The organism is Clostridium nigeriense (genome assembly GCF_050585245.1).
Classification (GTDB): domain Bacteria; phylum Bacillota; class Clostridia; order Clostridiales; family Clostridiaceae; genus Clostridium; species Clostridium nigeriense_A.
Window position 1 is genome coordinate 109,171 of the sequence record NZ_JBNOOF010000004.1, and the last position, 25,797, is coordinate 134,967.

Consider the following 25,797-nt stretch of genomic DNA (forward strand, 5'->3'; position numbering starts at 1 on the left):
TTACCAGTTGACTCAAAAAAATTTATTTTATTTTTAATTATTTAACTTCACCCTATATTTAAATTTATCTCCCCTAGCTACACTTACTGTATACTCAATTACATTAGTATTTTCATAAGTGAATCTTTCTATTTTTAAGCTTGGCGAGCCTTCTTTAATATCTAAGTAAATACTTTCTAATTTATTAGTTAGAATTGGTCTAAAGTACTCTTCAGCTGATGTAATCTTTGTATTAAAATTTTTAATTAAAACATCATACATTGGCTTTTCTTCCAATTGTTCCCTTGTTATTCCCTTAAACCTATTAAATGGAAGATATGTAGTTTCATACATCATATGGACTTCATCAGCTTTTCTTATTCTAGATACCTTATATAATAATTCTTCCCTATCTATTTTGAAGATTTTACTTATCTTATCTCCTGCCTCAACTATTTCAAAGCCTGTAACTTCTGAAGTAGGAGTTTTCCCTATCTTTTTCATTTCCTCAGTAAATGAATAAAAAGAAATTAAGTCTTGATTCATTCTTTTAGGGGATACAAAAGTACCCTTTCCATGAATCTTATATATATATCCTTCCTTTTCAAGTTCATCCATAGCTTGCCTTACAGTAGTTCTACTTACATTGTAAATTTCACATATTTCTCTTTCAGAAAGTATTTGATCATTTTCCTCCAACTTATTTTCTATTATATCTATTAAAATATTCATAAGTTGTAAGTATAGGGGCGTTCTAGAGCTTTTATCTACTATTGCACTCATTAAATTCACCTCATTGATCTTATTTAAATTATATCATAATACTTAATAAAAAAATAATTATAATCTATACATATTTTATCTTCTTAAAATCTATTATTTAATTTTATTTTAAAGGATATATTTTTTTATGTCAATATATCCCTTACCACTTTTATACAATAGTAGATAGACTCTTATAATAAAGTCTATCTACTATTTTTAATACTTTTTACTTATTTAATCTTTCTTTTTTTAATAATAGATACTCCTAATAATGAAGTTAATGTTCCTATTAATACTATTGTACTAGATGCTGTTCCTCCTGTACTTGGCAATTTACCTCCATTATTACTGTTGTTATTATTTCCATTACCATTATTGTTTCCACTACCATTGTTGCTTCCATTTCCGCTTCCGTTGTTTCCATTGCCACTGCCGTTGTTTCCGTTGTTATTTCCATTACCGTTGCCGTTGTTTCCTTCGTTTCCGTTACTTGCAATTTCTAAACCATCTAAAGCTGATTTTAATCCACCTGCTGCTTCATCTATTTCATTTTGAGTAACGTCTTCTTTATTTAAAATTGATCTACTATTAGTTAATGCTAAACTTACCTTATTAGCACTTTCCTTAGTATATTTAGATAAATCTATTGCTTCAGCCTTGCTTATTAAATCTTCAAGAAGAGATTTATCTGGGATTAATCTTAAATCAAGGTAAGCTTTTATTAACTTATTATAAGCTTCATTTATTTCTTCTTGACTTGCATCCTTATTGCTTAAGATTCCCTTAGCATATTCTAATTCTGCCTTGAACTTATTAACAGTTCCTGTTGTATACTTAGATAAATCTTTACCTTCTAATTCAGCTACTAACTGTGCAAGTTTAGAATTATCAGCTACTAATTCTAATTCAGCGAATGCCTTATTTAAGCTTTCATAAGTTTTAGCAACTTCTTCTTCCATTGCATTTTCATCTGCAATTACTTTATCAGCTTTTTCAAGCTCTACTTGCAACGCATTCCAAGTTGAAGTTGTATATTTACTTTCATCTAAAACTTTAATTATTTCAACAAGTTCTTTAAGCTTTGTCTTATCTCCCACCTTGAACTCTAGCATATGAATTACGTTTATTAATCTCTTTTCAGCTATATCTACTTGAGCTTGTGTAGCATTTTCATTAGCTAAAACTTCTTTAGCTTCTTCTAATGCAGCTTCAAGTTCTTTAATTACTGCTGGAACAACATCTTCCAGATCTCCATTTTCCTTTAAGTTTTGAACATATTCTATAGCCATTGCTAGAACTGTTTTATTAACTTCTTCAACATCCTCTTTCTTAACAAGATTATCAATTGCATCACTTAAAATATTAATTGCTTCATTAACTTGCTCTTGAGTTGCTGAATTATCATTTAATATTTCCTTAGCTGCATCAATTGCTACCTTAACTGCATTAAAGCTTTCTGCTGTGTAATCAGCTTCAACTAATGCCTCTGCCTCGCTAATCTTAGAACTTAAATTTGATTTATCTATTTCTGACTGTCCATAGAATTTAAGTTCAGCAACACTTGCATATTTATCACGAGTATCACCTAAAGTTTTTAATGCAGTAAATCTAACATATTGAGCTTTAGTAGTATTGAAACGTATTGGATTGTAGCCCTTATTTTCTAGTCCTGAACCGTTACTTGCTTCTTTGAAGGTTCCTTTTCTAGCTTCTGTCCAATTTTCGTTATCTAAACTAGTTTCAAGAATATATTCAGTTACATGTCCATTTCTACTGCTTTGTCTTGGTAAATAATCAACTTGATTAAGATTATAAGGCTTATCTAACTTAATTACTATTGAAACTGGTAACTTATGACTACTTTGATAACCTGAATGCCATATTGTATTTTCATCTCCATCTACAGCATTTTCCTTAAAGTCACTATCTGCTTCAGAAGTAGCAAATATAGCTTCTAAATTACTAAAATCAATTACATTTAAATTAGCATCGTCACGTTCTTTTAATCCATTTATAGCTACTCTTATTGATATAATTGCAGAACTTAATTCTGATTCTGTCTTTGCTGTTTCTAATATTTTTTCAGCATTTTCTATAGCTTTTAGTAATTCGGAATAAGTTTCCTCTGTATAAATTTCACTATTCTTTGAGTATGACTTACCCTTTTCAATAGCCTCAATTAATACAGATTTATCAAATCCATCAAGTACTGTAACTTCATGTTCAACGCTAAGCTTTCCATCAGCAGTTGTAGCTTTTACCTTTACAGTACCAGGCTTAACCCCTCTTAAATAATAAGTAGCTGAATTATCATTATCTACACGTATAACCTTTACTATCTCTTCATTTTCTGAAGTAAGTTTATAATTTAAATTTGCAGTTTCAGGTAATACTTTTGCAAATATAGGAGCTATCTTATTAATATAAATATTCGTTGGTGCATTTTCTAAGAATTCTATTGATGATGGTGCTTGTTGCTTTTCTTCATAGAATTCTATTTCATTTATTGCTAAAGTGTACATATCTTTATTAGATTCTAAAGCTGTAATTACAATTTTATCAAAAGATTTACCCTCTAAATTGTATATAGTTTTTGAAGTTGTAATATTAGATACTTCACCTAAATCCGTTGCAACGCCATTTAAGTATCCAACTGCTTTTACCTTTTTCATTGCTGCAATATTATTTTTACCATCAGCATTAGTTCTATTGTATATTGTAAAATTATCAAACTTCTTAGCTTCATTAAATGTAAATGTCATCTCAAATGGAAGCTTTCCTTTATCTGCTTGATCAGCAGTATATACCCATTTTAAATCCATACGAGAACTATCATCACTACTTGTAGTTCCATCTATTAATCTGCTTAATCCCATTCCTGTTTGTAATTGTGATTCATCACCAGTTACAGTAATACTTTCTTTTCCAACCTTCACTACTGAATCTTTATCACCTGGTAATGGCTCTTCTGGATTAGTAATATTAGCAACTGCATTTTTAGAATTTAGATTACTATCAACTACTAATGCATCACTTAATGCTAAGTCAAAATTAATATCACTTTTTGCTTTTAAAGTAATTGTTGCAAGGGTATCTGTTCCATTAAGTCTTACATTCTCACCAATATTAGTAAACACAGTGTAAAGATCTTGTGAATTATCACTATGAAGCCTAATCTTTGATAAATTCTTCATAGAAGCTGTTGCTACTGCACCTTCTGTTTTTATAAATTCATACTTACTTGAATCTAAAGGAATCTCTGCACTAAAGGCATTAACATCTGATAATCCAGTACCTACAACATCAACGGTAAAGGTTTCACCAGCTGAAATACTTGTTTTGTTAGGAACTAGCATAACTTCTCCAGCAACATTTCCACCTTCTGTTGGTACAATGCCACCTTCTAATTGGCTTGCTACATAACTTATATCATAAGCATCAATAACATTGTTAAAGTTTAAGTCAGCCATGGATACATAATCCCAATCTGCATCTACAGATGATAAGCCAGTGTAATTTTGAAGGAATGTTAAATCTCCTTCTTCTATTGTTCCACCATTGTTCCAGTCACCAACAAGTTGACCTTTACTTCCATCTACCATATATGGTCTAAACTCCCTAATGGCTAAGAAGTTACCAACTGACTCCTTAGTTATAATCTTAAAGTAACGAGCTTTAATTGGAGCATCAAATCCTATAGTTTTTACTTGTCCATCAGTAGACCAAGCTGCATTTCCAGAATCACTTGCATTGCTAAATACTTTTTGATAGTTCACACCATCTAAACTGCTATATATTTCAGCACGCTTTACAGAACCATTTCCTGCATTTCTAAATAGCAACTCTAACTTTTCAATTTGATAAGCTTTTTTCATATCAATTATAAATGGCACATCAATTGCATTACCTTTTGAGTGGAATTGAGAGTTATCATCTCCATCTACAGCATTTGCTGGCGCATCGCTACTATATTGACCTTCTGTCCACTTAACAGTCATGTCTTTAGGAACATTTCTATATGGATCTAAGTCTGTTTTAGCAGTTAATTCTTTACTCCACTCTGAATAACCATCCTTATTTACACTACGAATACGATAGCTATACTCAGTATCAAAATCTAAGCCTTTATGACTGTATTCTGTTGATATAATATTTTTTTGTATTATTCCATCTATTTCAATTTCATAAGATTCTGCATCATCTACTTCATCCCAAGTTAATTCGATTGAACTTGAAGTTATTGATTCTTCCGGAGCAGTGAAATTTGTAGGAATACTCAAATTATTATTTACTTCATTTTTAGAAATATCTTGAGTATTTATAAAATCATTAATAATTAATTCAACTTCATTATCTGTTACATCTGTTTTATCTACCTTTACGTAAAGCTTAGGAGTTGTAATTATTTCTACATCTTCAAATTCTGATCCTTCTGTAGAATATTTATTAAGATTTGGACTTTCATTATAGAAATATAAGTTTGTTCCATTTTTAAATTCTTCTAAAGATGTAGCTTCTTTTAATGCAACATTTTCGCTTCCAACTTTTAATTCTAAATCTGTTGGCTTTTCACTAACATTTACTATAAATTCTGTTGATCTTTCTGTAACAATCCCCTCATAATCTCCTTCTAATAATCCAGCTTTAATAACAGCCTTTCCTTTTCCTGTCTTAGGAGCTGATGAAGTTATCATTGTTGTTGCTGATTTTCCCTCCTTATAGTCTGTTGTTAGTCCATCATCTTCATAAACTTCAAAACTAGTATCTCCACTCGGATATACCTCAAATATTCTTTGTGAATCATCTATATCTTCTGGAGTGTTATTTTCATTTGCCATTGGAATTATAGCACCATTCTTCACGAATAAAGGTAATTTCCACATAGGTGCATCAAAATTATTTAATACTCCGCCACCTCTGTATTGTTTTCCTGTAAAGTAGTCAATCCATATTTGATCTTCATCTGGAAGATATATATCATTACGTATATCATTTCCTACTGAATCAGAAGCAGTATCTTGATATATAGGGGCTACTAGTAAATTTTCTCCCCACATATATTGATATTGAGTATTGGTTCCATAGGTATATGAATTTGGATATTCTAGCATCATAGCACGTACCATAGGCACTCCACCTGTACTTGCCTCATTAGCAATTGTATAATTATAAGGCATCATCTCTGCCTTTAACTTTAGATACATACGGTTAATTGAAGTATATGGCTCTCCAAATACATAAGGAGTTTTCTCATTACTTCCCCATCCATCCATATCTATTTCAATTGGTGTAAATGCCTTCCATTGAATATCTCTAGTTTGTATTAATTTATTTCCACCAAATATACCATCTATATCTGAACCTACATTAGGCTGTCCAGATAATCCTGATCCTATATAAGTTGGTATATGGAAACGAATATACTCCCAATTACCTCCATATTGATCTCCTGACCAAAGCCCTGCATAACGCTGAGTACCAGCCCATCCATCTAAGGATACAACAAATGGTCTAGCACTATCTAATGAATTATTTTCAATTCCTTCAGCAGCTTGTCTAACAGCATTAAGTGCAAATGAATACCCAGCGCCTACCCATGCAACATCTGTTTTAACTGCATTTGTTCCAGCCACTCCAACTTCTTTATCTATATCACGTTGTAAATAGACTTCTCCAACACCAGTTGGTTTTAAATCACTTTGTGTCCATAACCCAACCTGAATACCTTTACTTTTTGTATAATTAACAAACTCTTTTAATAAAGCTATATTTCCATCAATTGTATCTGCACGACCATATCCAGCACCATATCCATCATTAGGTAAAAACCATCCAAGAGGCATATCATTATCAATATGTTCATCAACAACTTTTTTTGCATCTACCATTAAGGTTTCTTGACGATCAAATCCAGGTTTTTGAGTTTGTGATTCTTCGCCAGTTTCATCATTAACCCAATCACGAGCATATGCATTTGCATGTCCTACATAAAATGCATATTCTGGTAACAATATAGCTTCACCTGTTAAATCAGTAAATTTATTGATAATTTCTGTTGGACTTTCATCTATAAAGTAATAAGCATCAAAACGTTTTTCTTCATGTTTTGCAATTACTTTTCCTTCCTCAGTTGATTCGAAGTCATATTGTCCTGGTTTAAATGTATGACGCATTACACCATATCCATTGGTTGAAAAATAAAATGGTGTTGGACTTGAAACTCCTCCATCAACCCAATTATTTTCATTCTTAATATTTATAATTTTCCCTTTATGAGAAAATCTTCCGTTTTGTTGTCCGCCTCCATAAAAATATTCATCTTCTGAAGCTTCTAAGGTTTGAATAGTTTCATTATCTTTATATTTTAATGGCTCTGCTTCTTTCCAAACAGTTTCATTACTATTTTTATTAATTAACTCCATCTTACCAGTTTCTTTTTCAACTCTTAATTCAATAGCATCTGTAGAAACCTTTATAATATCACCATCTTCTACCACTGGTATTACATTAGTGTACTCGCTCTCTTGTTTATCAATAATTTTTGTTATGTGATCCTTTGAATTTGGAGTTGGCTCTTCTTGAAATTTACCTTCAGGATCCATATATATTCTAAATACATCATCTTCTAGAGTTGATACTCTTATTTTTTCTCCAGTTGTCATTTCAAAAGTAACTTTATTACCTGATTGAGTATAAATTTTAACTCCGCCAATAACCTTATATTCGTTTGCTTTTTGTTGCTGATCTATATTTTCTGTATTATAATCATCTTCTATAGAATACCCATAAACAGAAATTGGTTGCATTGTTATACCTGATGCAAAAACAGTAGTTATAGCAAGTGCTGTCAACCTTGCGACTATCATTTTTTTCTTCATAATTCCCCCTACTTTTCATTTTATAATCTCTATTTTAATTATGTTTATATATCCATAACGGTTTAATACACCGAATTTAATCTATTGTAAATTTGAGATTTTCTAATGTGAATATTTACTAATATCAATTAGTAATTTATATATGATATGTGAATCGTATACAGATAAATCTTAGATATGTCTTTAATTATAATAATATTAATTTTTTCTTATAAATTAGTTATTAATTAAAATTTATATCTTAATCTATTTTTAAGAAACATATTAATATAAAATGTAATATTGCTTGTAAATTAGGATATCTATGGGCAAGTTATTTCTACAACGGTAGTTCAATTTATATAATAACTATTTTTATGATAATTTATTTCATCTGAAAGTGAGCTGTTAATATTTATCTAAGTAAGGCTAAGTTATATATCAATGGCAATCATCAATTAATAATAAGAATTTCTTTAATATAAATCACCTCCATAAATATTATTACTATATGGTAACTACCACTCTAATATATTATAAATTTCCATTATATGTATTGTCAATCATTTCCTATTTTTATTTTTTCTATTTATACTAATTATCGATAATTATCCACTATTTTATTTGTACAGTAAGCAAAAAATATTAATATATTTATGATAATTACATCATTACTTGTTTGTAGTCAAAAATAGGCTATTGTATTTCTTATATACAATAGCCTATTTATATTATATTAGTATTTCTTTAAAATTATCTGGAACAACATTTCCAGCTAGTGTATAAGCTAGTAACACTGCACCATTCCATGGATCCAATTGTGGTTCTTGTAAGTAACAATTTAATCCTGATTCATTTATCATTTCTTTTAATGGTTCTAAAACATATTTACCTGCTTTAAAAACCCCTCCAGTATATGATACTATAAATTCTTCTGTAAAATTTAATTCACTGGATATAGCTTTTATATGTTCAAATATTGCTCTTGCTGCTTCTCTAAATATTTCTTTACATGCTGGACATCCTGCCTCTGCTGCTAAAAAACATATAGTTGAAAATTTTGCTAAATCTGTTCTATTAAAGTTCAATCTATTAAATACTATGTCTACTATTTCGTATTTATAAGTAATTCCATATTCTTTTTCTAATATATCTACTAGAACTGTTTTTTCTTTTCTTCCATCCTTTTGTTTAGTATACTCATTAATAGTTTTTAAAGAAATCCAATAGGCACTTCCATCATCACCTATTCCAGGACCAAAGCCACCGCATCTAGCTAATTTTCCTTCTGCATTTCTTCCATAAGCTATACTTCCAGTACCTGCAACTATGTTAACACCTGGTCTACAAGCTGTTCCAGCAGCCCATCCATTAACCGCATCATTATCTATTGAATACGGTACTTGCATTACCTCTTTTATAGCTTTATCTATTTTTTCCATATCATCTAAACTCTCACCATAACCTGGCACTCCTGCAAAAGCATAGGCTATATCTTTGATTTCAATGTTAGCTTCCTCACATATTTCCGCAATATTTTCAGTTAATTGACTCTTAATTCCTTCAACTCCAACTTGATGAATATGAATAGTTGACCCTTCTCTTTCTGCTACTTTTTTTAAATTTTTATCAACTAGCAAGTATTTTGTCTTAGTTCCGCCTCCATCAATACCTAAATAATACATGTTTCTTCCCCCCTAGACTTTTATATTTATAATCTGGGCATATTTTATGTGTTATAACATTTATTACTTCAATTAAACTATGATTATTTCTAATATACTTATTTTAAAAGCCACTAATTTTATTATATATATATAACAAATCTTTTCCAATATCATTATATTGCTAATTTTCAGTCTCTATTTTATTCTCTCTTTCAAATATATTTTTTAAGAAACATTATTAAAAATAATGCTTAAACTAATAAATAGTTTTTAAAACATTTTATTAAAAAATAAAAATAACACCTAACAGAGCGAAAATTAGGTGTTATTTTTTTATTTTATGTGGGTTTTAACATAATACTTAATAATAATTATGTTTTATGTAGGGTTTGTGGTTTAATGGGTTTATTAGCAAGTATTACAATTTAATTGTATTTATATATATATTTGTAGTCAATATTTTCTATACATTTTTTAACTTTTTTTTCTTGATTTTCAATGTATTTTTTTTGTATAATTTACATTTGAAAGGGGGATTTTATGTATTCTAAAATTAATCAAATTAGATGCGAACTTGAAAAGCTTTATGAATCAAAAGGACTTTCAAATGAGGTTTTAGAGTTAAGTAGACAACTTGATAAGGAGATTAATGAGATACAAAAGAAAATGTTAAAAAAACAAATTGAATAAGAAATATTTTCTATATGCAAGTTAACTGTAATACATAAAGATATTCTAGATGCCAATTAAAAATAATATTAGAAATCACCTAGATTACTCTAGGTGCTTCTAAGGCAAAACTAAATTAACTTCATTAGAATCATATTTGCTTAAGCAATAACTTTAATACTAACTTTCAATTTATTTATAATATATTTCCTGTTTATCTATTTGTTCGTTATATTTATTTTTTAATATATCTAAAGATTCTGTAACTTTTCCACCTGTGCTTAAATCAAATAAGTTTCTAACATTTTGTTTAGTATCCTTACTTTCAATTAAATAATTATAACCTCCTATATGAATAATCTTATCTGTCTTTTCTAAATTATGATTTGATATTTTTTCACTTTGTGAAATCATACTATTAATTGCATGATTTCCATCGAAAGAAAAACTAGATACAACATTATCACCTGTAGATATATCGATCTGTATAAAACCTGTATCTCTATCATTTGTTCTGATCTCATATATATATCCATTAATATTATCATCTAAATCATATAAATGAATAACATTGTATATTTCAGATGAGTCGTTCCAATTTGATTCCTCTAAGGAATCTGATAGTAAAGTAATTTGTTCTTTAACAAAATCAAGTCTCTCATCATTCATAGTTACCGTTTTTTTGTTAAAAGGATTTAATATAAAAATAAAGCATGCTAGTAAAATAAAAATTAAATATTTAATACTTTTTTTCATTCTCTCTCCCCCTATAATAATATTAATTATATTTTACTTTATTTTTACTTTTATGTAAATTATTTATTAAAACCTATAAATATTGTTTGATAAAATAAAAAAGGTAGTAAATAATAAAATGTATATATATATTAGACATGATGAAGTTTAAACAAGAAACTCCTAGAAAGGTATTACTAATTAATATAACTTATCTATTAAAAGAAGTTAAGAAAAGTAAATTTAGACAATCTATATTTAGGAATGGAAACTACTGTGACAATATCCTGCAGGAATCATTTTTTGTGCATTTAAAGGATAAATCTAATATAAAAAACTATTAAATATTTGAAGAGTTAGTTAAAGAAATTAATTATTATATGTATTATTACAATATAAGCTATAGATAAAAACACAAACTCTGTAAATATGCAGTAAACTGTAAATCAAGTGGTAAATTGAACCAAAAGTAAATGTAATAAGATTGATTTTGAAAACAACACTATAACTATAGATGTTCAATGGAAAAGCATAGATGAAGATATAGTAGGATTGGGAGAATTAAAATTAGCTAACTTTTATAGAACTACCCCTCTTCCTCCATATGTGAAAAAACTATTAATTGAATAAAAAAACTATAACTCTATTGATATAAGTAATAGAGTTATAGTTTATAAATGTATTTCTGGATTAACTTCTATGTTAAGAAATTATACAAAGAAACTCGGATATAATTTGTCCATACATGAATTTAGGCATACTTATGCAACAACTTTAATTTCTCGTGTGTTTGATTTCAAAACTGTCGCTAAACTTATGGTGCATGATATTGAACAAACAATGAAAACTTATTCTCATGTTACTGATGACATGCTTAACAATGCTACTAATGTGTTAGCTAAAATTTTTAAAATTTATTTTTGACGAATAAGTTTTTTATCTTCTCAATCCTTGATATTCCTTAGATTTTAAACTTCTATTTTGTTTTCTCTTGCATAATAGAAAAGATATTGCTGTGCCATTCCTGATAAAGCACCAAACTTATCTCTTGCAAAGACTCTCATCTTATTTAATGATACATCTGGAGCTACATAGAAATGTATCATCGCTCTTTTAACCCAAACATCTACAGGGAAGGAAGAATGTTTAGCCATTGAAAATAGCATTATACAATCTGCAACCTTTGCTCCAACTCCCATGAATTTTTGAAGAGCAATATGACATTCATCATCATTTAAACTACTTATATATTCTAAATCAAAGTCCAATATTTCTGGTCTTTCTTCATATTTATCTGGATTAATCATAACATCTTCTTTTACTTCAATTGCTTCATTTACCTTTTTAATAGTATCTACTATGTATTTACTCCTAAAGGATGCTCCTGTCGACTGAATCTCTTCTAAGCTGGCATCTTTAATTGCTTTTGGAGTTGGGAATGTATAATATTCTTCCCCTTTATACTCTATTTTTTCTCCCCAATTTTCACATATCTTTTTAACAGTCTTCTTTATTGAAGGAATACTATTTCTAGCAGAAATAATAAAGCTTATTAGCATTTCAAAAGGATCCTGATTTAAAATTCTTATACCATATCCAAACTCTACACTTTTTCTTAAAATTTCATCCTTAGCTAATTCATTTTTAATATCATCATAACTTCTTTCTAAGTCAAAATATTTTAACCAAATATTATTAAAATCTTCTTCATTAGAGTTATAAATTATTACTTCATCATTATTTTGAATAATCTCTATTACTCTTCCAAAAGCTACTACTATATAGTTCTCATCAGTTATTTTATCCCATCTAAAACATTGGCCACACTCTAATATTTGTTTAATGTTAAAGTTTTTTACACCTTCAATAATAACTTTGTCTTCTTGAAACTTAATATTTTTAAAATCCATTTTTTCACCTCGTATTATGTAATATATTATTTATCCCCTAATTTTTAACAAACTATTCCTTAATTACCTGAGATTAATTATATCACAATAGTATAAAATATCCATATTTATTGATCCTTTGAAAGTTCCAATTTCCTTAAGAATAAAAGCAAAGAGAGGCTTTTGCCCTTTACTGCAACAGCCTCTCTTTGTAATATATATCTTAATTTTAGTAAGTGTAAAAACCTCTTCCAGTTTTTCTTCCAAGGTATCCAGCTCTAACATATTTTCTTAAAAGATTACTTGCTCTGTACTTGCTATCTCCAGTTTCATTATATAAAACATCCATAATAGCTAAGCAAACATCTAATCCTATAAGATCTCCTAATGCTAAAGGTCCCATTGGATGATTTGCACCATATCTCATTGAAGTATCTATATCTTCAACTGATGCTATTCCTTCTTGAAGAATGAATGAAGCTTCATTAATCATTGGGATAAGTATTCTATTAACTACAAATCCAGGAGCTTCTGCAACTTCTACTGGTTCCTTACCAATAGCAACTGAAACTTCTTTTACTGCATCAAAAGTTTCTTGAGATGTTGCCATTCCTCTAATTATTTCAACTAGCTTCATTACTGGAGCTGGGTTGAAGAAGTGCATTCCTATTACCTTATCTGGTCTCTTTGTTGCTGATGCAACTTCTGTTATTGATAAAGATGATGTATTAGATGCTAAAATAGTAGATTCTTTACAAATTCCATCTAATTCAGCAAATATACTCTTCTTAATTTCCATATTCTCTACAGCTGCTTCTATTACTAAATCACAATCTTCAGCAAGTGCTAAATCTGTAGTTCCACTAATTCTAGAAAGGATAGCTTCCTTATCTTCTTCAGTAATCTTTCCTTTAGAAACTAATTTAGATAAACCTTTGTTGATTCCATTAATTCCTCTTTCAACAAATTCATCCTTTATATCTCTTACTATTACTTCATAACCTTTTTGTGCAAAAGCTTGAACTATTCCAGCGCCCATAGTACCAGCGCCAATTACAAAAATCTTTTCCATTTTCAAAACCCTCCTATTTTTCAATGCATAATTGGTAATTGATAATTGTTAATTATCTTAATTTCATAACTCAGCTTGTCTGAGTTATTTCCCAAATTATCCATTATGCATTATCCATTATCAATTGTTATTAGTTTTCTTTTAGTTCCTTTACTTGAGCTGTCATTTCTGGTACAACTTTTAGTAAATCACCAACTATTGCATAATCTGCAGTTTTCATTATTGGAGCTGCTGAATCCTTATTAATAGCTATTATCATATCTGATTCTTGCATACCAGCTACGTGTTGAATAGCTCCTGATATACCACATGCTATATAAATAGTAGGTCTTACTGTCTTACCAGTTTGTCCAACTTGATAATCTCTTTCTATCCATCCATTTTCGACAGCTGCTCTTGATCCTGCTACTGTTCCACCTAAAGCTTCTGCTAGTTCCTCTAAAATTGCAAAATTTTCTTTTGAGCCAACTCCTCTACCACCTGATACTATGAAGTTTGCTTCACTTATGTCTACTATTTCCTTTGTTTCTTTTACTATTTCAACTATTTTGGTTCTTATATCTGAATCTTCTAATTTAACTTCTACCTCTTCAACTGTGAAGTTTCTTTCTTCATCTGGAAGTTTAGAGAATACTCCTGGTCTTACTGTTGCCATCTGTGGTCTATGATCCGGGCAAGCAATTGTTGCCATTAAGTTTCCACCAAATGCTGGTCTTGTAGCAAGTAAGTCTGCTTTTTCTACATCAACATCTAAAACTGTACAGTCAGCAGTTAATCCTGTAGTTAATCTTGCTGCTACTCTTGGACCTAAGTCTCTTCCAATAAATGTTGCACCTATTAATATTATACCAGGTTTTTTATCATTTGCTAAATTGCATATTACCTTAGTATATCCATCAGTGGTGTAGTGTTGTAATAAACTGCTTTCAGCTACTAAAACCTCATCTGCTCCATGTCTTCCTAATGTATCAGCTAAAGCTTTTACATTATTACCTAATAATAATGCTGTTAATTTTACGCCTAATTTATCTGCAATCTTTCTACCTTCACCAAGTAATTCAAGAGAAACCTTTTGAAGTTCTCCTTCTCTTTGCTCAGCAAATACCCAAACACCTTTGTAATCTGCCATACTCATCTTTAATTACCTCCCATATATCTTAGATGTAGTGCTTTTCCTTTAATTTTCCTAATACATATTTTACAGCTTCCTTAGGAGCTTCATTTATTAATTCACCAGCTCCCTTAGTTTCTTTAGTCATTGTTTTCTTAACCTTTGTTGGAGAACCCTTAAGTCCTAAATCTTCTTTATTTACTTCAATATCGTCCGCTGACCATATTTGAATTTCTTTGTTTGCTGTTTCAAATATATATCTAACATTCATGTATCTTGGTTCATTTAATTCTTTTATAGCTGTCAAAAGAACTGGAGCCTTAACCTTAATTAATTCATATCCATCTTCTAATGCTCTATTTATTAATAAACCATTCTCTTCTACCTTTACATCTTGTACATATGTTACTTGAGGTATATTTAAATGTTCTGCAATCTCTGGTCCAACTTGAGCTGTATCTCCATCGATAGCCTGTCTTCCAGCAAATACTATATCATATTCTAATTTTTTTAAAGCACCTGCTAAAGTTTTAGAAGTTGCTAATGTATCAGCTCCAGCAAAAGCTCTATCTGTTATAAGTATTGCTTCATCAGCACCCATACATAAAGCTTCTCTTAAAGCATTTTGTGCTTGTGGAGGTCCCATGCTTATAACTGTAACCTTTCCTCCTACATTATCTTTTATAGTTAATGCAGCTTCTAATGCATTTTTATCTTCTGGATTTATTATTGATGGTACACCATCTCTTATAAGTGTTCCTGTTTTTGGATCAATCTTAACAGCTGCTGTATCTGGAACTTGTTTTAAACAAACTACTATATTCATTTATAAATCCTCCCCTTATCTTAAAGCGCTTCCTGAAATAACCATCTTTTGAACTTCAGAAGTTCCTTCATATATTTCAGTGATCTTAGCATCTCTCATCATTCTTTCAACTGGATATTCTTTAGTATATCCATATCCACCAAAGATTTGAACAGCTTTAGTAGTAACATCCATTGCTACTTCTGCTGCGTAAAGCTTAGCTCTTGCTGCATCTACTGAATATGGAAGCTTATTATCTTTTAACCAAGCAGCTTTATAAACTAAATGTCTAGCAGCTTCAATTTTTGTATCCATTTCAGCAATCATCCATTGTAATCCTTGGAATGCAGATAATGGTCTTCCGAATTGTTTTCTTTCCTTCATGTAGTTAACAGCTTCTTCAAAAGCTCCTTCTGCTATTCCTAAAGCTTGAGATGCTATACCAATTCTTCCTCCATCTAGAGTCTTCATGGCAATTCCAAAGCCTTTTCCTTCTTGTCCAACTAAGTTTTCTTTAGGAACTATACAGTTACTCATTACTAATTCTGTAGTTGAAGATCCTCTAATACCAAGCTTGTCTTCCTTTTTTCCAACTGAGAAGCCTTCAAAATTCTTTTCAACTATAAATGCAGAAATACCTTTTGTTCCTTTACTCTTATCTGTCATTGCAAATATAACAAATATATCAGCAACTCCACCGTTAGTGATAAATATCTTTGATCCGTTTAATATATAATTATCTCCATCAAGAATAGCAACAGTTTGTTGTCCTGCAGCATCTGTACCAGCACCTGGCTCAGTTAAGCCGAAAGCACCTAACTTTCTACCAGTTGCTAATTCTGGTAAATACTTTTCTTTTTGCTGCTTAGTTCCAAATTGTTCTATTAAAGAAGCACAAAGTGAAGTATGAGCGGAAACTATAACCCCTGTAGTTGCACATACTTTTGATAATTCTTCTACTGCTATTATATATGAAAGAGTATCTCCACCAGCTCCACCATATTCCTTTGAAAATGGAATTCCTAGCATTCCAAGCTTAGCCATCTTTTCAACGTTTTCCATAGGAAATCTTTCTGTTTCATCAATTTCAGCGGCTATTGGTTTAACTTCATTTACAGCGAATTCTCTAACCATTTTTTTTACTAATTCTTGTTCTCTAGTTAATTGAAAATTCATTAATTATACCTCCTCGATATTGCACCCTTATCTTGAAATTTAATTAAATTTCAAATTTTAAATTTTATAATTATTTTATATATTTTATTTTTTCAGACTATTTATTAGAAAAATTTTTATTTCTTTTTTCTATAAAAGCTGTCATACCCTCTTTTTGATCTTCAGTTGCAAAGCATTTTCCAAAATCAGTTGCTTCAATTTCAATAGCCTTATCTATATCTACTTGCATTCCCCTATTTATAGCATCTTTACATAGTTTAACTGCTATTGGAGCATTAGCTATTATTGCATTAGCCATTGTCTTAGCTTCATCCATTAAATTCTCTAAAGGTACTACTTTATTTACTAATCCAATTCTTAAAGCTTCATCAGCCTTTATAATTGCGCAAGTATAAATAAGCTCTTTTGCCTTACCCTCTCCAACTAATCTAGGTAATCTTTGAGTTCCGCCAAAACCAGGTGTTATTCCAAGTCCTGCTTCTGGTTGAGCAAACTTAGCCTTCTCTGAAGCTATTCTAATGTCACAAGACATAGCTAACTCACAGCCACCCCCAAGTGCAAATCCTGACACTGCTGCAATAACAGGCTTCTCTAATTTTTCTAATCTTCTGAAAACTCCGTTTCCCAAAAGACCAAAATTTCTTCCTTCATCTTCTGATAAATCTTTCATTTCAGAAATATCAGCACCTGCAACAAATGCTTTTTCTCCAGCTCCTGTTAAAATTACGGCATAGATGTTGTTATCTTTTTCTAAATCATCTAATACTGTATCTAAGTCTTTTAATGTGTCTGAATTTAATGCATTTAATGCTTTAGGTCTATTGATAGTAACAATAGCTAAGTGTCCTTCTTTTTCAAGGATTATATTTTTTAATTCCATGATAAAGTCCTCCCTTTTAACCCTAATTATACTGATTATCTACATCTTTAATATGCATTTAACCACAAGGCAATTGTTAATCTTATAACAATTGCACTAAAAAATAATTGAAGCACATGCTTCAATTATTATTATAAACTCTTAAATTTTCATTTGCAATAACTATTTCTAAATAAAACCAGTTCTTCAATCTGCTTACTTACTTTCATCTTTATCATGTAATAAGTAAATTAATGTTAATAAACTCTCTGATAAATGTACATTTTCTACAGTAACACCTTCTGGAACAGATAAATCAACTGGTGCAAAATTCCATATACCTGTAACTCCATTTTCTACTAAAGTATCACAAACTTTTTGTGCATTTATTCTTGGTACACATATTATTCCTATATCTACTACATTTTCTACAAGATATTTATTTAATACATCAATATCTTTAATTTCAATATCTCTAATTCTCATTCCAATTAATTTTGGATTTGCATCAAATATAGCTTCAAGATTTAAACCTGATTGTGAAAATCTACTATAATTTGCAATTGCTTGACCTATATTACCCGCTCCAATAATTATCCCCTTATATTCTCTATTCAGTCCTAAAATTAAACTTATTTGATTATAAAGGTCTTTAACATTATATCCATATCCTTGCTGTCCAAAATCTCCAAAACAATTTAAATCTTGTCTTATTTGTGATGCTGTAAAACCTATTTTTTCTCCTAGTTCTTTTGAAGATATTCTATCAACATCATTTTTTAATAGTTCTTGTAAATATCTATGATACTTTGGCAATCTCTTGATTACGGCCATTGAAATATTCTTTTTCTTCTCCATAAAATTTTTCTCCTAATTTTTTTCTATTTTATATTAATAAAATTTATTCTTATACATATTATTATTTTACCATTCTTTTTGCAATTTTAAAACAATTTAAGTTATGTATTTAACAAAGTACTTATATTATTTCTTAAAATATTTAATTCTTTCAATATTATATCATTCCACTATTTCAATAATTTTATTTAAATTAAAATATTATCTATAATTTAATAAAAAATTAGACTTATGTATAACGTAGCAGATCCGTTATACATAAGTCTTAATTACACAAAGCTATTGCTTTGTCAACAAGATAATGATCTTGTATGCTTCCCTTATGCCTGAATGTTCTCAACTCAAATAATTATATTTAAAATGATGAAATTTGTCAATAAAAATAATATTAGAAATTATTTTAGGCATCTTGTAGAATTAATAACAGCAATTATAGTTACTCCAACATCTGCAAATACTGCTTGCCACATAGTTGCTATACCAAAAGCACCTAGAAGTAGTACTAAAACTTTTATTCCTAACGAAAATATTATATTTTGCCATAATATCTTATTAGTTTTTCTTGCTACTTTTATTGCAGTAACTAATGCCTCTGGATTATCCTTCATTAAAACTACATCGGCTGCTTCAATTGCTGCATCTGATCCTATACCACCCATAGCAACTCCAATGTCTGCTCTTGCTAATACTGGTGCATCATTTATTCCATCTCCAACAAATATAACTTTTCCCTCTGATTTATTATTTTTAATTATTTCTTCTACTTTTTCAACCTTATCTCCTGGTAATAATTCGGAATATACTTTATCTACCCCAACTAAGCTTGCTACCTTTTCTGCAACATTCTTATTATCACCTGTTAACATAACAGTTTGTGTAACGCCAACACTCTTTAATCCTTCTATAGCATTTTTTGAACCTTCTTTAATTTCATCTGAAATTACTATATTACCCTTATATTCATTATTTATTGCCACATGAACTATAGTTCCAATAGAAGTTATCTTATTATAGTTTATATTAAACTCTTCCATTAACTTATAGTTTCCAACTAACACTTTTGAACCTTCTAATGAAGCTTTAATTCCATGCCCTGAAATTTCTTCATAATCACTTAATTCTTTTGAATCTACTTCATTACCATATTCCTTAATTATAGATTGAGCAATTGGGTGATTTGATAGACTTTCTGTAATCGCTGCTACTCTAACTAATTCTTCTTTATCTATATTTACATTATTAACTTCTGTTACTCTAAATACACCCTTAGTTAAAGTTCCTGTTTTATCAAAAACTACTGTATTTATATCTTTTAATGCTTCTAAATAATTTCCACCCTTAACTAATATACCCTTTTTAGATGCACCACCTATTCCTGCAAATAATCCAAGAGGAATAGATACTACTAAGGCACATGGACAAGACACTACTAAGAAAATTAACGCTCTAGATAACCATTCATAAAAACTTCCATCTCTTAATACTAAAGGAGGGATTACTGCTAAAGCAATTGCTGAAAATACAACTATAGGAGTATAATATCTTGCAAATTTAGTTATAAACTTTTCTGTTGGAGCCTTCTTATTAGAAGCATTTTCTACTAATTCTAATATTCTAGATACCGTTGACTCCTTAAAGTTTTTAGTTACCTTAATTTTCAAAACACCATTAGTATTTATAAATCCAGCTAAAATATCTTCTCCTTTTGATACTTCCCTAGGGACTGATTCTCCAGTAAGAGCTGAAGTGTCTACAAAACTACTTCCATCTATAATAACACCATCTAAAGGAACTCTTTCGCCAGGTTTTACAAGTATTACTTCTTCTATATTAACAGTTTCAGGATTAACTTTTTCTTCTTTTCCATTTTTTATTACATTTGCATACTCTGCTCTAATATTCATAAGAGAGGTTATTGATTTTCTTGATCTATTAACAGCGTAAGATTGGAATAATTCTCCTATTTCATAAAATAACATTACTGCTACACCCTCTGGATATTCACCAATAAAGAAAGCACCTAAAGTTGCTACAGTCATTAAGAAGTTTTCATCAAAAACTTCTCCTCTTAGTATATTTTTAACTGCTGTTAAGATTACATTGCCACCTATTAATAGATAACTTACTACAAATAATGCTACTTTAATTACTGAATCATCTTTTAATAATATTGCTATTGCAAAAATTATAGCTCCAATTATTAACCTTAAATTTTCTTTTAAAGTAATTGGCTCACTATGTGAGTGATCATGAGAATGTTCATGACTATGCCCTTCATGAGAAGTATGTCCATGATTTTCATGTGCCTCATGATGGTGATTTCTATGTCCACCCTCTTCTCCTACTGAGCATACTCCACTAGTACATCTATTTAAATTTTCTACATTAATATTTCTTTCATCTTTATTATAAATTTTAACTTCAGGTTCCAATTTATTTATAATATCTTTTGCTTCAAGTATTATATCATTTTCTTCTTTACTACCATCTGTTTCAATTAATAATGTAGAAGTAGTAAAATTTAAATTAGCTTCTTTAACTCCCTCTAAATTATTTACTCTAGTTTCAATTTTATTTGCACAATTAGCACAAGTTAATCCTGATAATATTAATCTAATTTCTTTTTTATCCATCTCTATCACCACTCTCCTATTCCAATATATGCTTGAATCCTTCATCAAAAATGTGCTTTATATGATCATCTGCTAATGAATAATATATAACTTTTCCATCTCTTCTAAATTTAACTAATCTATTTCCTTTTAATACCCTAAGTTGATGAGAAATTGCTGATTGAGTCATGTCTAATAAAGCTGCTAAATCACATACACATAACTCCTCTTGAAATAAAGCATGTAATATCTTTATTCTAGTCGAATCACTAAAAGCTTTAAAAAGATCTGCTAAATCATATAAATTTTCTTCTTTAGGTAAATTTCCTTTTACTCTTTCAACAACATCTTTATGAATTATGGTACAATTACAACTTTCCAATTTATTTTCTCCCATAGCTTTTCCTCCATCTTATTTTATCATATGAATAATTGTTCATATGTTTCTTTAATATTATTATATGCTTGCCTTCCTACTTCTGTCAATGATATTAAAAAATATTAATACTATTATTAGTTGTTTTTTTAATTAAAATTATGCAGAGAAAACATTGCTAGAAAAAAAATAAAAAAGGCATTACATAATTACTAATTTAACTATGTAATGCCTTTTTCTATACAAATATAGAAATATACTCTTTTAACTTTTGATTCATAATCACTTCATCTAAAATTAAGTTTATTACACTATTACATATATGACTTGCATATATTAAATCCTTCTCATAAGAAACATTACCTTCGTATTCTTTTTGAAGATTTTCTATATATTTTCTTATATCTTCTGATTTTAAATTCGTATTAATATCTTGTCTTATTGTGCAAAGCTTAGCATATTTATTTAAGTCATTCTCATATAATACATGATCTTTTACAGCACCAGGGCTTTTAAATTCCCATCTTTGAAAATGTGGTACACAGAAGTAATCACATAAAAAGTGGCATATAACTCCTAATTCCTGATTAAACTTTCCTATTGAATATCTTATATAAATATCATCTAATGTTAATGAAGATAAAAGCTCTATCTTCTTTACTATCATATCAAAGCTCTCATCTATATAATGCTTTTTAAATTTATATTTAGATACTGAGTCTGGCTTTATGTTTCCCCATACAAAATGTCCACTGCTTATTAAAAACCTTTTATTATCTTCTACATTTTCTATAAAAACATTAGCTAAAGCCTTGTGAGTATTCATCATCATAGCTTCCTCACCTCTCCTTTGTTTAATTTTGCTTAGCAAAATTAAAAATTGATAATGCATAATTGATAATAGATAATTAATGATGTTTTACTCCGTAAAACTTAAATTCATTTTGTTGGAAGCACCTTTTATTAAAAATCCTTTAGGATTTTTATCCTTAATTATGCATTACCAATTATCAATTATAAAAATGCTCGCATTTTTATTCTATCACTTAAATATTCTAATTTTTCCATTATCGTTTAAGTTCTTCAGTATTATAACTATAATTGGTAATGCGAAAAGTCCCAAAAATCCAAATAATTTTACACCTACAAACATACATATCAACATAATTAAAGGATGTAATCCTATTTGTCCTCCTACTATCTTTGGTTCAAGAATGTTTCTAATTATAGTTATAACTACGTAAAGTATTGTCAATCCTATTCCAAGAGCTATGTTTCCCATAAATAATTCTATGAATATCCAAGGTATTACTATTCCTCCTGTTCCAAGGACAGGTAATATATCTACACATGCAATTATTAACGCTATAGAAATTGCATTTTCAACCTTTAATATAGATAGTCCTATAGACAACTCTATAAAAGTAATTGTTATTAAAATAGAATATGCTTTAATAAATTTAAATAAGGTTCCAACTATATAATCCTTAACATCAAAGAAAATACTTCTCATCCTAGGTGAAAATTGGTTAGTAATAAAACTTGTAATATTTACATAATCCATTGCAAAAAAGAAGGATGATATAATTGAAAATATAACAACTATAAAAAAGTTAGGTACTAATGAAACTGCTGATGATACAAACGAAACTACACCTGATGATACACTAGATATAATCGAAGATAAAGATTCTGTAAAAGAAGACATCATTTCATTAATAGCTTGAATCAATGTTGGATCTAACTTAACTAACAAGTCTTCTACATTATTAGTTAGTTGATATATTAAAGGTTCTATGTTAACTCTATATATACTTGGAAGTCTAATAAAAACTTCTTTTAGAGCAATAAATATTTTAATTATAATTAATGTAAATAATGCTCCAACAGTTGCATAAAAAATTAATACAGTAAATCCTGCAACTACCTTTCTATTTATTTTAAGCTTTTTAGTAATAAAATTAATTAATGGCTTTAATATAAATGCTATTCCAAAACCAACTACAAAAGGTAGAAACCATCCTAGTGCATATCTAATGGTTATATATATTATTGCTCCAATTATTAATAAATATATAGTATTTATTATAAACTCTCTTTTCTTTTCAACACCCATAGCCTTCTCTCCTTGATTTTTTATTTGATTATACACCAAAAAGCATTTAATTTAAATTTATAAACAAAATCTTTATTTAAAATTCAGAATTTAATATAATGAAAAATAAAATTTGAGCTGCCTCACAAACAGCTCAAATTTAAACTAATCCCAATTCATAGACATAAAACTATAAATTCTTTCATTATTACATTTAGGGCAATTGCTATTTAAAACCTCTTCTAAATTAACTGGTATATAATTTCCTTCGCAAACATGACATTTATTTTTTAAATTAAATGTCTTATATTCATCATAATGTATTTCAATATAATTAATTGTTGATAAATCTCCACATTTATCACATTTTCCATAGGAATCATGATAATTTATTTCTTTAGTAGTACCCTTACTTAAAATATAATCTATATATTCATTATCATTTTTATTGAGTCTCTTTCTAAAACCTTCAAAATCTTTAGTTCTATTACCTAGTCCTTCAAATAATGTAGCACTATAACCACATTTTTTGCATTGAATGCTAATTCCTTTACCCAAAGACACATCCTCCTCAATTTCTTATACTACTATAAATATATTTTATCATAATTTATATAGAATATGTTTACATAAAAAAGTACTTCTATATAATTGGTCTAAATAGTAAAAAAATAAGGCTGCAACTTAAGTAAATAACTTAAATTACAACCTAATGTTACCCCATATCAATATAAGTTAAAATTTATATAACTAAATCCTTATAATTTTTAATAAAATCATTAAACTTCGAAAGAATACTTTTTACTCCATCTTCAACATCACTTTCAATATTTAAAACAAATACAGGTTCATGTAAAGACAATCTGAATAAAAACCATCCGCTTTCTTTATTACAGTTTATTTTTATGCCTTCATAATTTTTAGGTTCTATACTCCATCCATCAATTTTAGAAACATATCCTTTTAAATCTTCTATAACACATTCACCATATTTTCTAAAATCATCACAGTTAATTTTTATCCTTTTCTCATAACTTTCAAGAGCATGCCTTAAACCCTTTATTAAATCATCTATATCTTTATTTTCTTTTTTTAACCTTGACATTTCTATAAGGATTTTTACAACAATATATGCACCATCATCTAAGAAAAAATTTTCTCTTAAGGCTGCATGTCCTGATGTTTCTATTGCTAAGGGACAATTAATTCCTTCTTCATTTAATCTCTTAGCTTCATTTATAACATTTTTATAACCTCTTTTAAATCTATGATGAACACAATTCATATTTGTTATAAACTCTGTTAAGCCTGTAGAAGTTATAGAATCGGTAACTATTGTTATACCCTTATCCTTGCCTTTATTTTCTCTTACAAGTATAGACGATATTAATGCTATAAGGGCATTTTTATTTATCTCCTCGCCAGTTCTAGAAACCACTGCTGCTCTATCTACATCAGTATCAAAAATTATTCCTAAATCTGCTTTTGAATTTAATACTGCTTTTTTTATAGACTCCATAGCTTCTTCATTTTCTGGGTTAGGTATATGGTTAGGAAAAGTTCCATCTGGCTCAAGAAATTGACTTCCTTCTACATTAGCACCAAGGGGCTTTAAAACTTTATCTACAAAGAATCCCCCAGCTCCATTTCCTGCATCAACTATTATTTTACATCCTTCTAAAGGTTTTTTATTATTTACCTCTTTTATCACTTTGTTAACTAATAAAGAAGAGTAATCTTCTATTAATTGAACTTCTTCAACTTTCCCTTTTATATCATAGAATATAGGATATTCTACTATATTAGCTAAAGCTAGTATTTCATCAATGTCTCCTTCTTCACATCCACCTTGTGAAGTAAAAAATTTTATTCCATTATAATAATAAGGAAGATGACTCGCTGTAATCATTATAGCCCCATCACAACTATATTTTTCTAAAATTGTTGTCATAAACATTGATGGAGTCGTACTAATTCCACAATCATATACAAAGATTCCATCCATAGTTAAAACTTCTTTTAATGTTTCTTTTAGCTTTGGACCTGATAGTCTAGAATCCATACCTATGGCTACTTTTAGATTAGTTTTATTATTAGTCTTATTTTTTAACCATTTTGAAAAGCCATATCCAATTAATGATATAATTTCACAAGTTAGAGATATCTTATGCTCTTCTGTTTCTATAGCTATTCCTCTTATATCTGTACCACTTTTCAGATTTTTCAATGAAACTTTTATATCATTCTCTAAATTACTTGAATTTGTAATCAT

General features: G+C 28.9%; 19 protein-coding genes. 2 read left to right on the forward strand and 17 right to left on the reverse strand.

Translation table 11 applies throughout. The features are described from left to right. Positions 1–33: 33 nt before the first annotated feature. The 3 genes from ACQPUY_RS08210 to ACQPUY_RS08220 all read right to left on the reverse strand — a co-directional run bounded on the left by ACQPUY_RS08210 (position 34) and on the right by ACQPUY_RS08220 (position 9,286). On the reverse strand, positions 34–762 hold the full coding sequence (locus ACQPUY_RS08210) for a GntR family transcriptional regulator (RefSeq protein WP_430840665.1): 729 nt from the start codon (positions 760–762) through the stop codon (positions 34–36). A gap of 212 nt (positions 763–974) precedes the next feature. Continuing rightward, positions 975–7,622: a discoidin domain-containing protein gene (locus ACQPUY_RS08215; RefSeq protein ID WP_430840666.1), complete on the reverse strand. Its 6,648-nt coding sequence runs from the start codon at positions 7,620–7,622 to the stop codon at positions 975–977. Between the two features lie 710 nt (positions 7,623–8,332). Next, positions 8,333–9,286, reverse strand: a complete 954-nt coding sequence (locus ACQPUY_RS08220; protein ID WP_430840667.1) for an N-acetylglucosamine kinase — start codon at positions 9,284–9,286, stop codon at positions 8,333–8,335. A 522-nt stretch (positions 9,287–9,808) separates the two neighbouring features. On the opposite strand from ACQPUY_RS08220, the gene ACQPUY_RS08225 reads away from it, so the two are divergent. Continuing rightward, positions 9,809–9,958 (forward strand): Spo0E family sporulation regulatory protein-aspartic acid phosphatase, encoded by a 150-nt coding sequence (locus tag ACQPUY_RS08225; protein ID WP_430840668.1) that lies wholly within the window; start codon positions 9,809–9,811, stop codon positions 9,956–9,958. A 171-nt stretch (positions 9,959–10,129) separates the two neighbouring features. Here the strand turns inward: ACQPUY_RS08225 and ACQPUY_RS08230 are convergent, their stop codons facing one another. Further along, positions 10,130–10,693: a hypothetical protein gene (locus ACQPUY_RS08230; protein ID WP_430840669.1), complete on the reverse strand. Its 564-nt coding sequence runs from the start codon at positions 10,691–10,693 to the stop codon at positions 10,130–10,132. A 678-nt stretch (positions 10,694–11,371) separates the two neighbouring features. Here ACQPUY_RS08230 and ACQPUY_RS08235 point away from each other — a divergent pair. After that, positions 11,372–11,596, forward strand: coding sequence for a tyrosine-type recombinase/integrase (locus ACQPUY_RS08235; RefSeq protein WP_430840670.1), 225 nt, complete (start codon positions 11,372–11,374; stop codon positions 11,594–11,596). A 44-nt stretch (positions 11,597–11,640) separates the two neighbouring features. On the opposite strand, the gene ACQPUY_RS08240 is transcribed toward ACQPUY_RS08235, so the two are convergent. From ACQPUY_RS08240 to ACQPUY_RS08300, 13 genes are all read right to left on the reverse strand, one after another. Beyond that, a complete protein-coding gene (locus ACQPUY_RS08240) occupies positions 11,641–12,582 on the reverse strand; it encodes a DNA-3-methyladenine glycosylase family protein (protein WP_430840671.1) in 942 nt (313 codons plus the stop codon). A gap of 208 nt (positions 12,583–12,790) precedes the next feature. Then, positions 12,791–13,633, reverse strand: coding sequence for a 3-hydroxybutyryl-CoA dehydrogenase (locus tag ACQPUY_RS08245; RefSeq protein WP_430840672.1), 843 nt, complete (start codon positions 13,631–13,633; stop codon positions 12,791–12,793). Between the two features lie 130 nt (positions 13,634–13,763). Continuing rightward, the gene (locus ACQPUY_RS08250; protein WP_430840673.1) at positions 13,764–14,768 is read right to left on the reverse strand and encodes an electron transfer flavoprotein subunit alpha/FixB family protein; all 1,005 of its coding nucleotides are present in this window, start codon (positions 14,766–14,768) and stop codon (positions 13,764–13,766) included. A gap of 22 nt (positions 14,769–14,790) precedes the next feature. After that, positions 14,791–15,570 carry an electron transfer flavoprotein subunit beta gene (locus tag ACQPUY_RS08255; RefSeq protein ID WP_430840674.1) on the reverse strand — a complete coding sequence of 260 codons (780 nt, stop codon included), beginning with the start codon at positions 15,568–15,570 and terminating at the stop codon, positions 14,791–14,793. Between the two features lie 15 nt (positions 15,571–15,585). After that, complete coding sequence (locus tag ACQPUY_RS08260; protein WP_430840675.1) at positions 15,586–16,725, reverse strand: acyl-CoA dehydrogenase; 1,140 nt, start codon at positions 16,723–16,725, stop codon at positions 15,586–15,588. 97 nt (positions 16,726–16,822) lie between these two features. Continuing rightward, entirely contained in the window at positions 16,823–17,605 is a 783-nt protein-coding gene (locus tag ACQPUY_RS08265) for a short-chain-enoyl-CoA hydratase (protein ID WP_430840676.1), read from the reverse strand. A 195-nt stretch (positions 17,606–17,800) separates the two neighbouring features. Continuing rightward, positions 17,801–18,442, reverse strand: a complete 642-nt coding sequence (locus ACQPUY_RS08270; protein WP_430840677.1) for a redox-sensing transcriptional repressor Rex — start codon at positions 18,440–18,442, stop codon at positions 17,801–17,803. A gap of 395 nt (positions 18,443–18,837) precedes the next feature. Further along, on the reverse strand, positions 18,838–21,075 hold the full coding sequence (locus ACQPUY_RS08275; protein ID WP_430840678.1) for a heavy metal translocating P-type ATPase: 2,238 nt from the start codon (positions 21,073–21,075) through the stop codon (positions 18,838–18,840). A gap of 16 nt (positions 21,076–21,091) precedes the next feature. Then, positions 21,092–21,451: an ArsR/SmtB family transcription factor gene (locus ACQPUY_RS08280; protein ID WP_430840679.1), complete on the reverse strand. Its 360-nt coding sequence runs from the start codon at positions 21,449–21,451 to the stop codon at positions 21,092–21,094. Positions 21,452–21,668: 217 nt separating this feature from the next. Further along, positions 21,669–22,262: a zinc dependent phospholipase C family protein gene (locus ACQPUY_RS08285; protein WP_430840680.1), complete on the reverse strand. Its 594-nt coding sequence runs from the start codon at positions 22,260–22,262 to the stop codon at positions 21,669–21,671. Positions 22,263–22,472: 210 nt separating this feature from the next. Next, complete coding sequence (ytvI, locus tag ACQPUY_RS08290; RefSeq protein ID WP_430840681.1) at positions 22,473–23,546, reverse strand: sporulation integral membrane protein YtvI; 1,074 nt, start codon at positions 23,544–23,546, stop codon at positions 22,473–22,475. Positions 23,547–23,690: 144 nt separating this feature from the next. Further along, positions 23,691–24,083 (reverse strand): hypothetical protein, encoded by a 393-nt coding sequence (locus ACQPUY_RS08295; protein WP_430840682.1) that lies wholly within the window; start codon positions 24,081–24,083, stop codon positions 23,691–23,693. A 184-nt stretch (positions 24,084–24,267) separates the two neighbouring features. After that, positions 24,268–25,797 (reverse strand): phosphomannomutase/phosphoglucomutase, encoded by a 1,530-nt coding sequence (locus ACQPUY_RS08300; RefSeq protein WP_430840683.1) that lies wholly within the window; start codon positions 25,795–25,797, stop codon positions 24,268–24,270.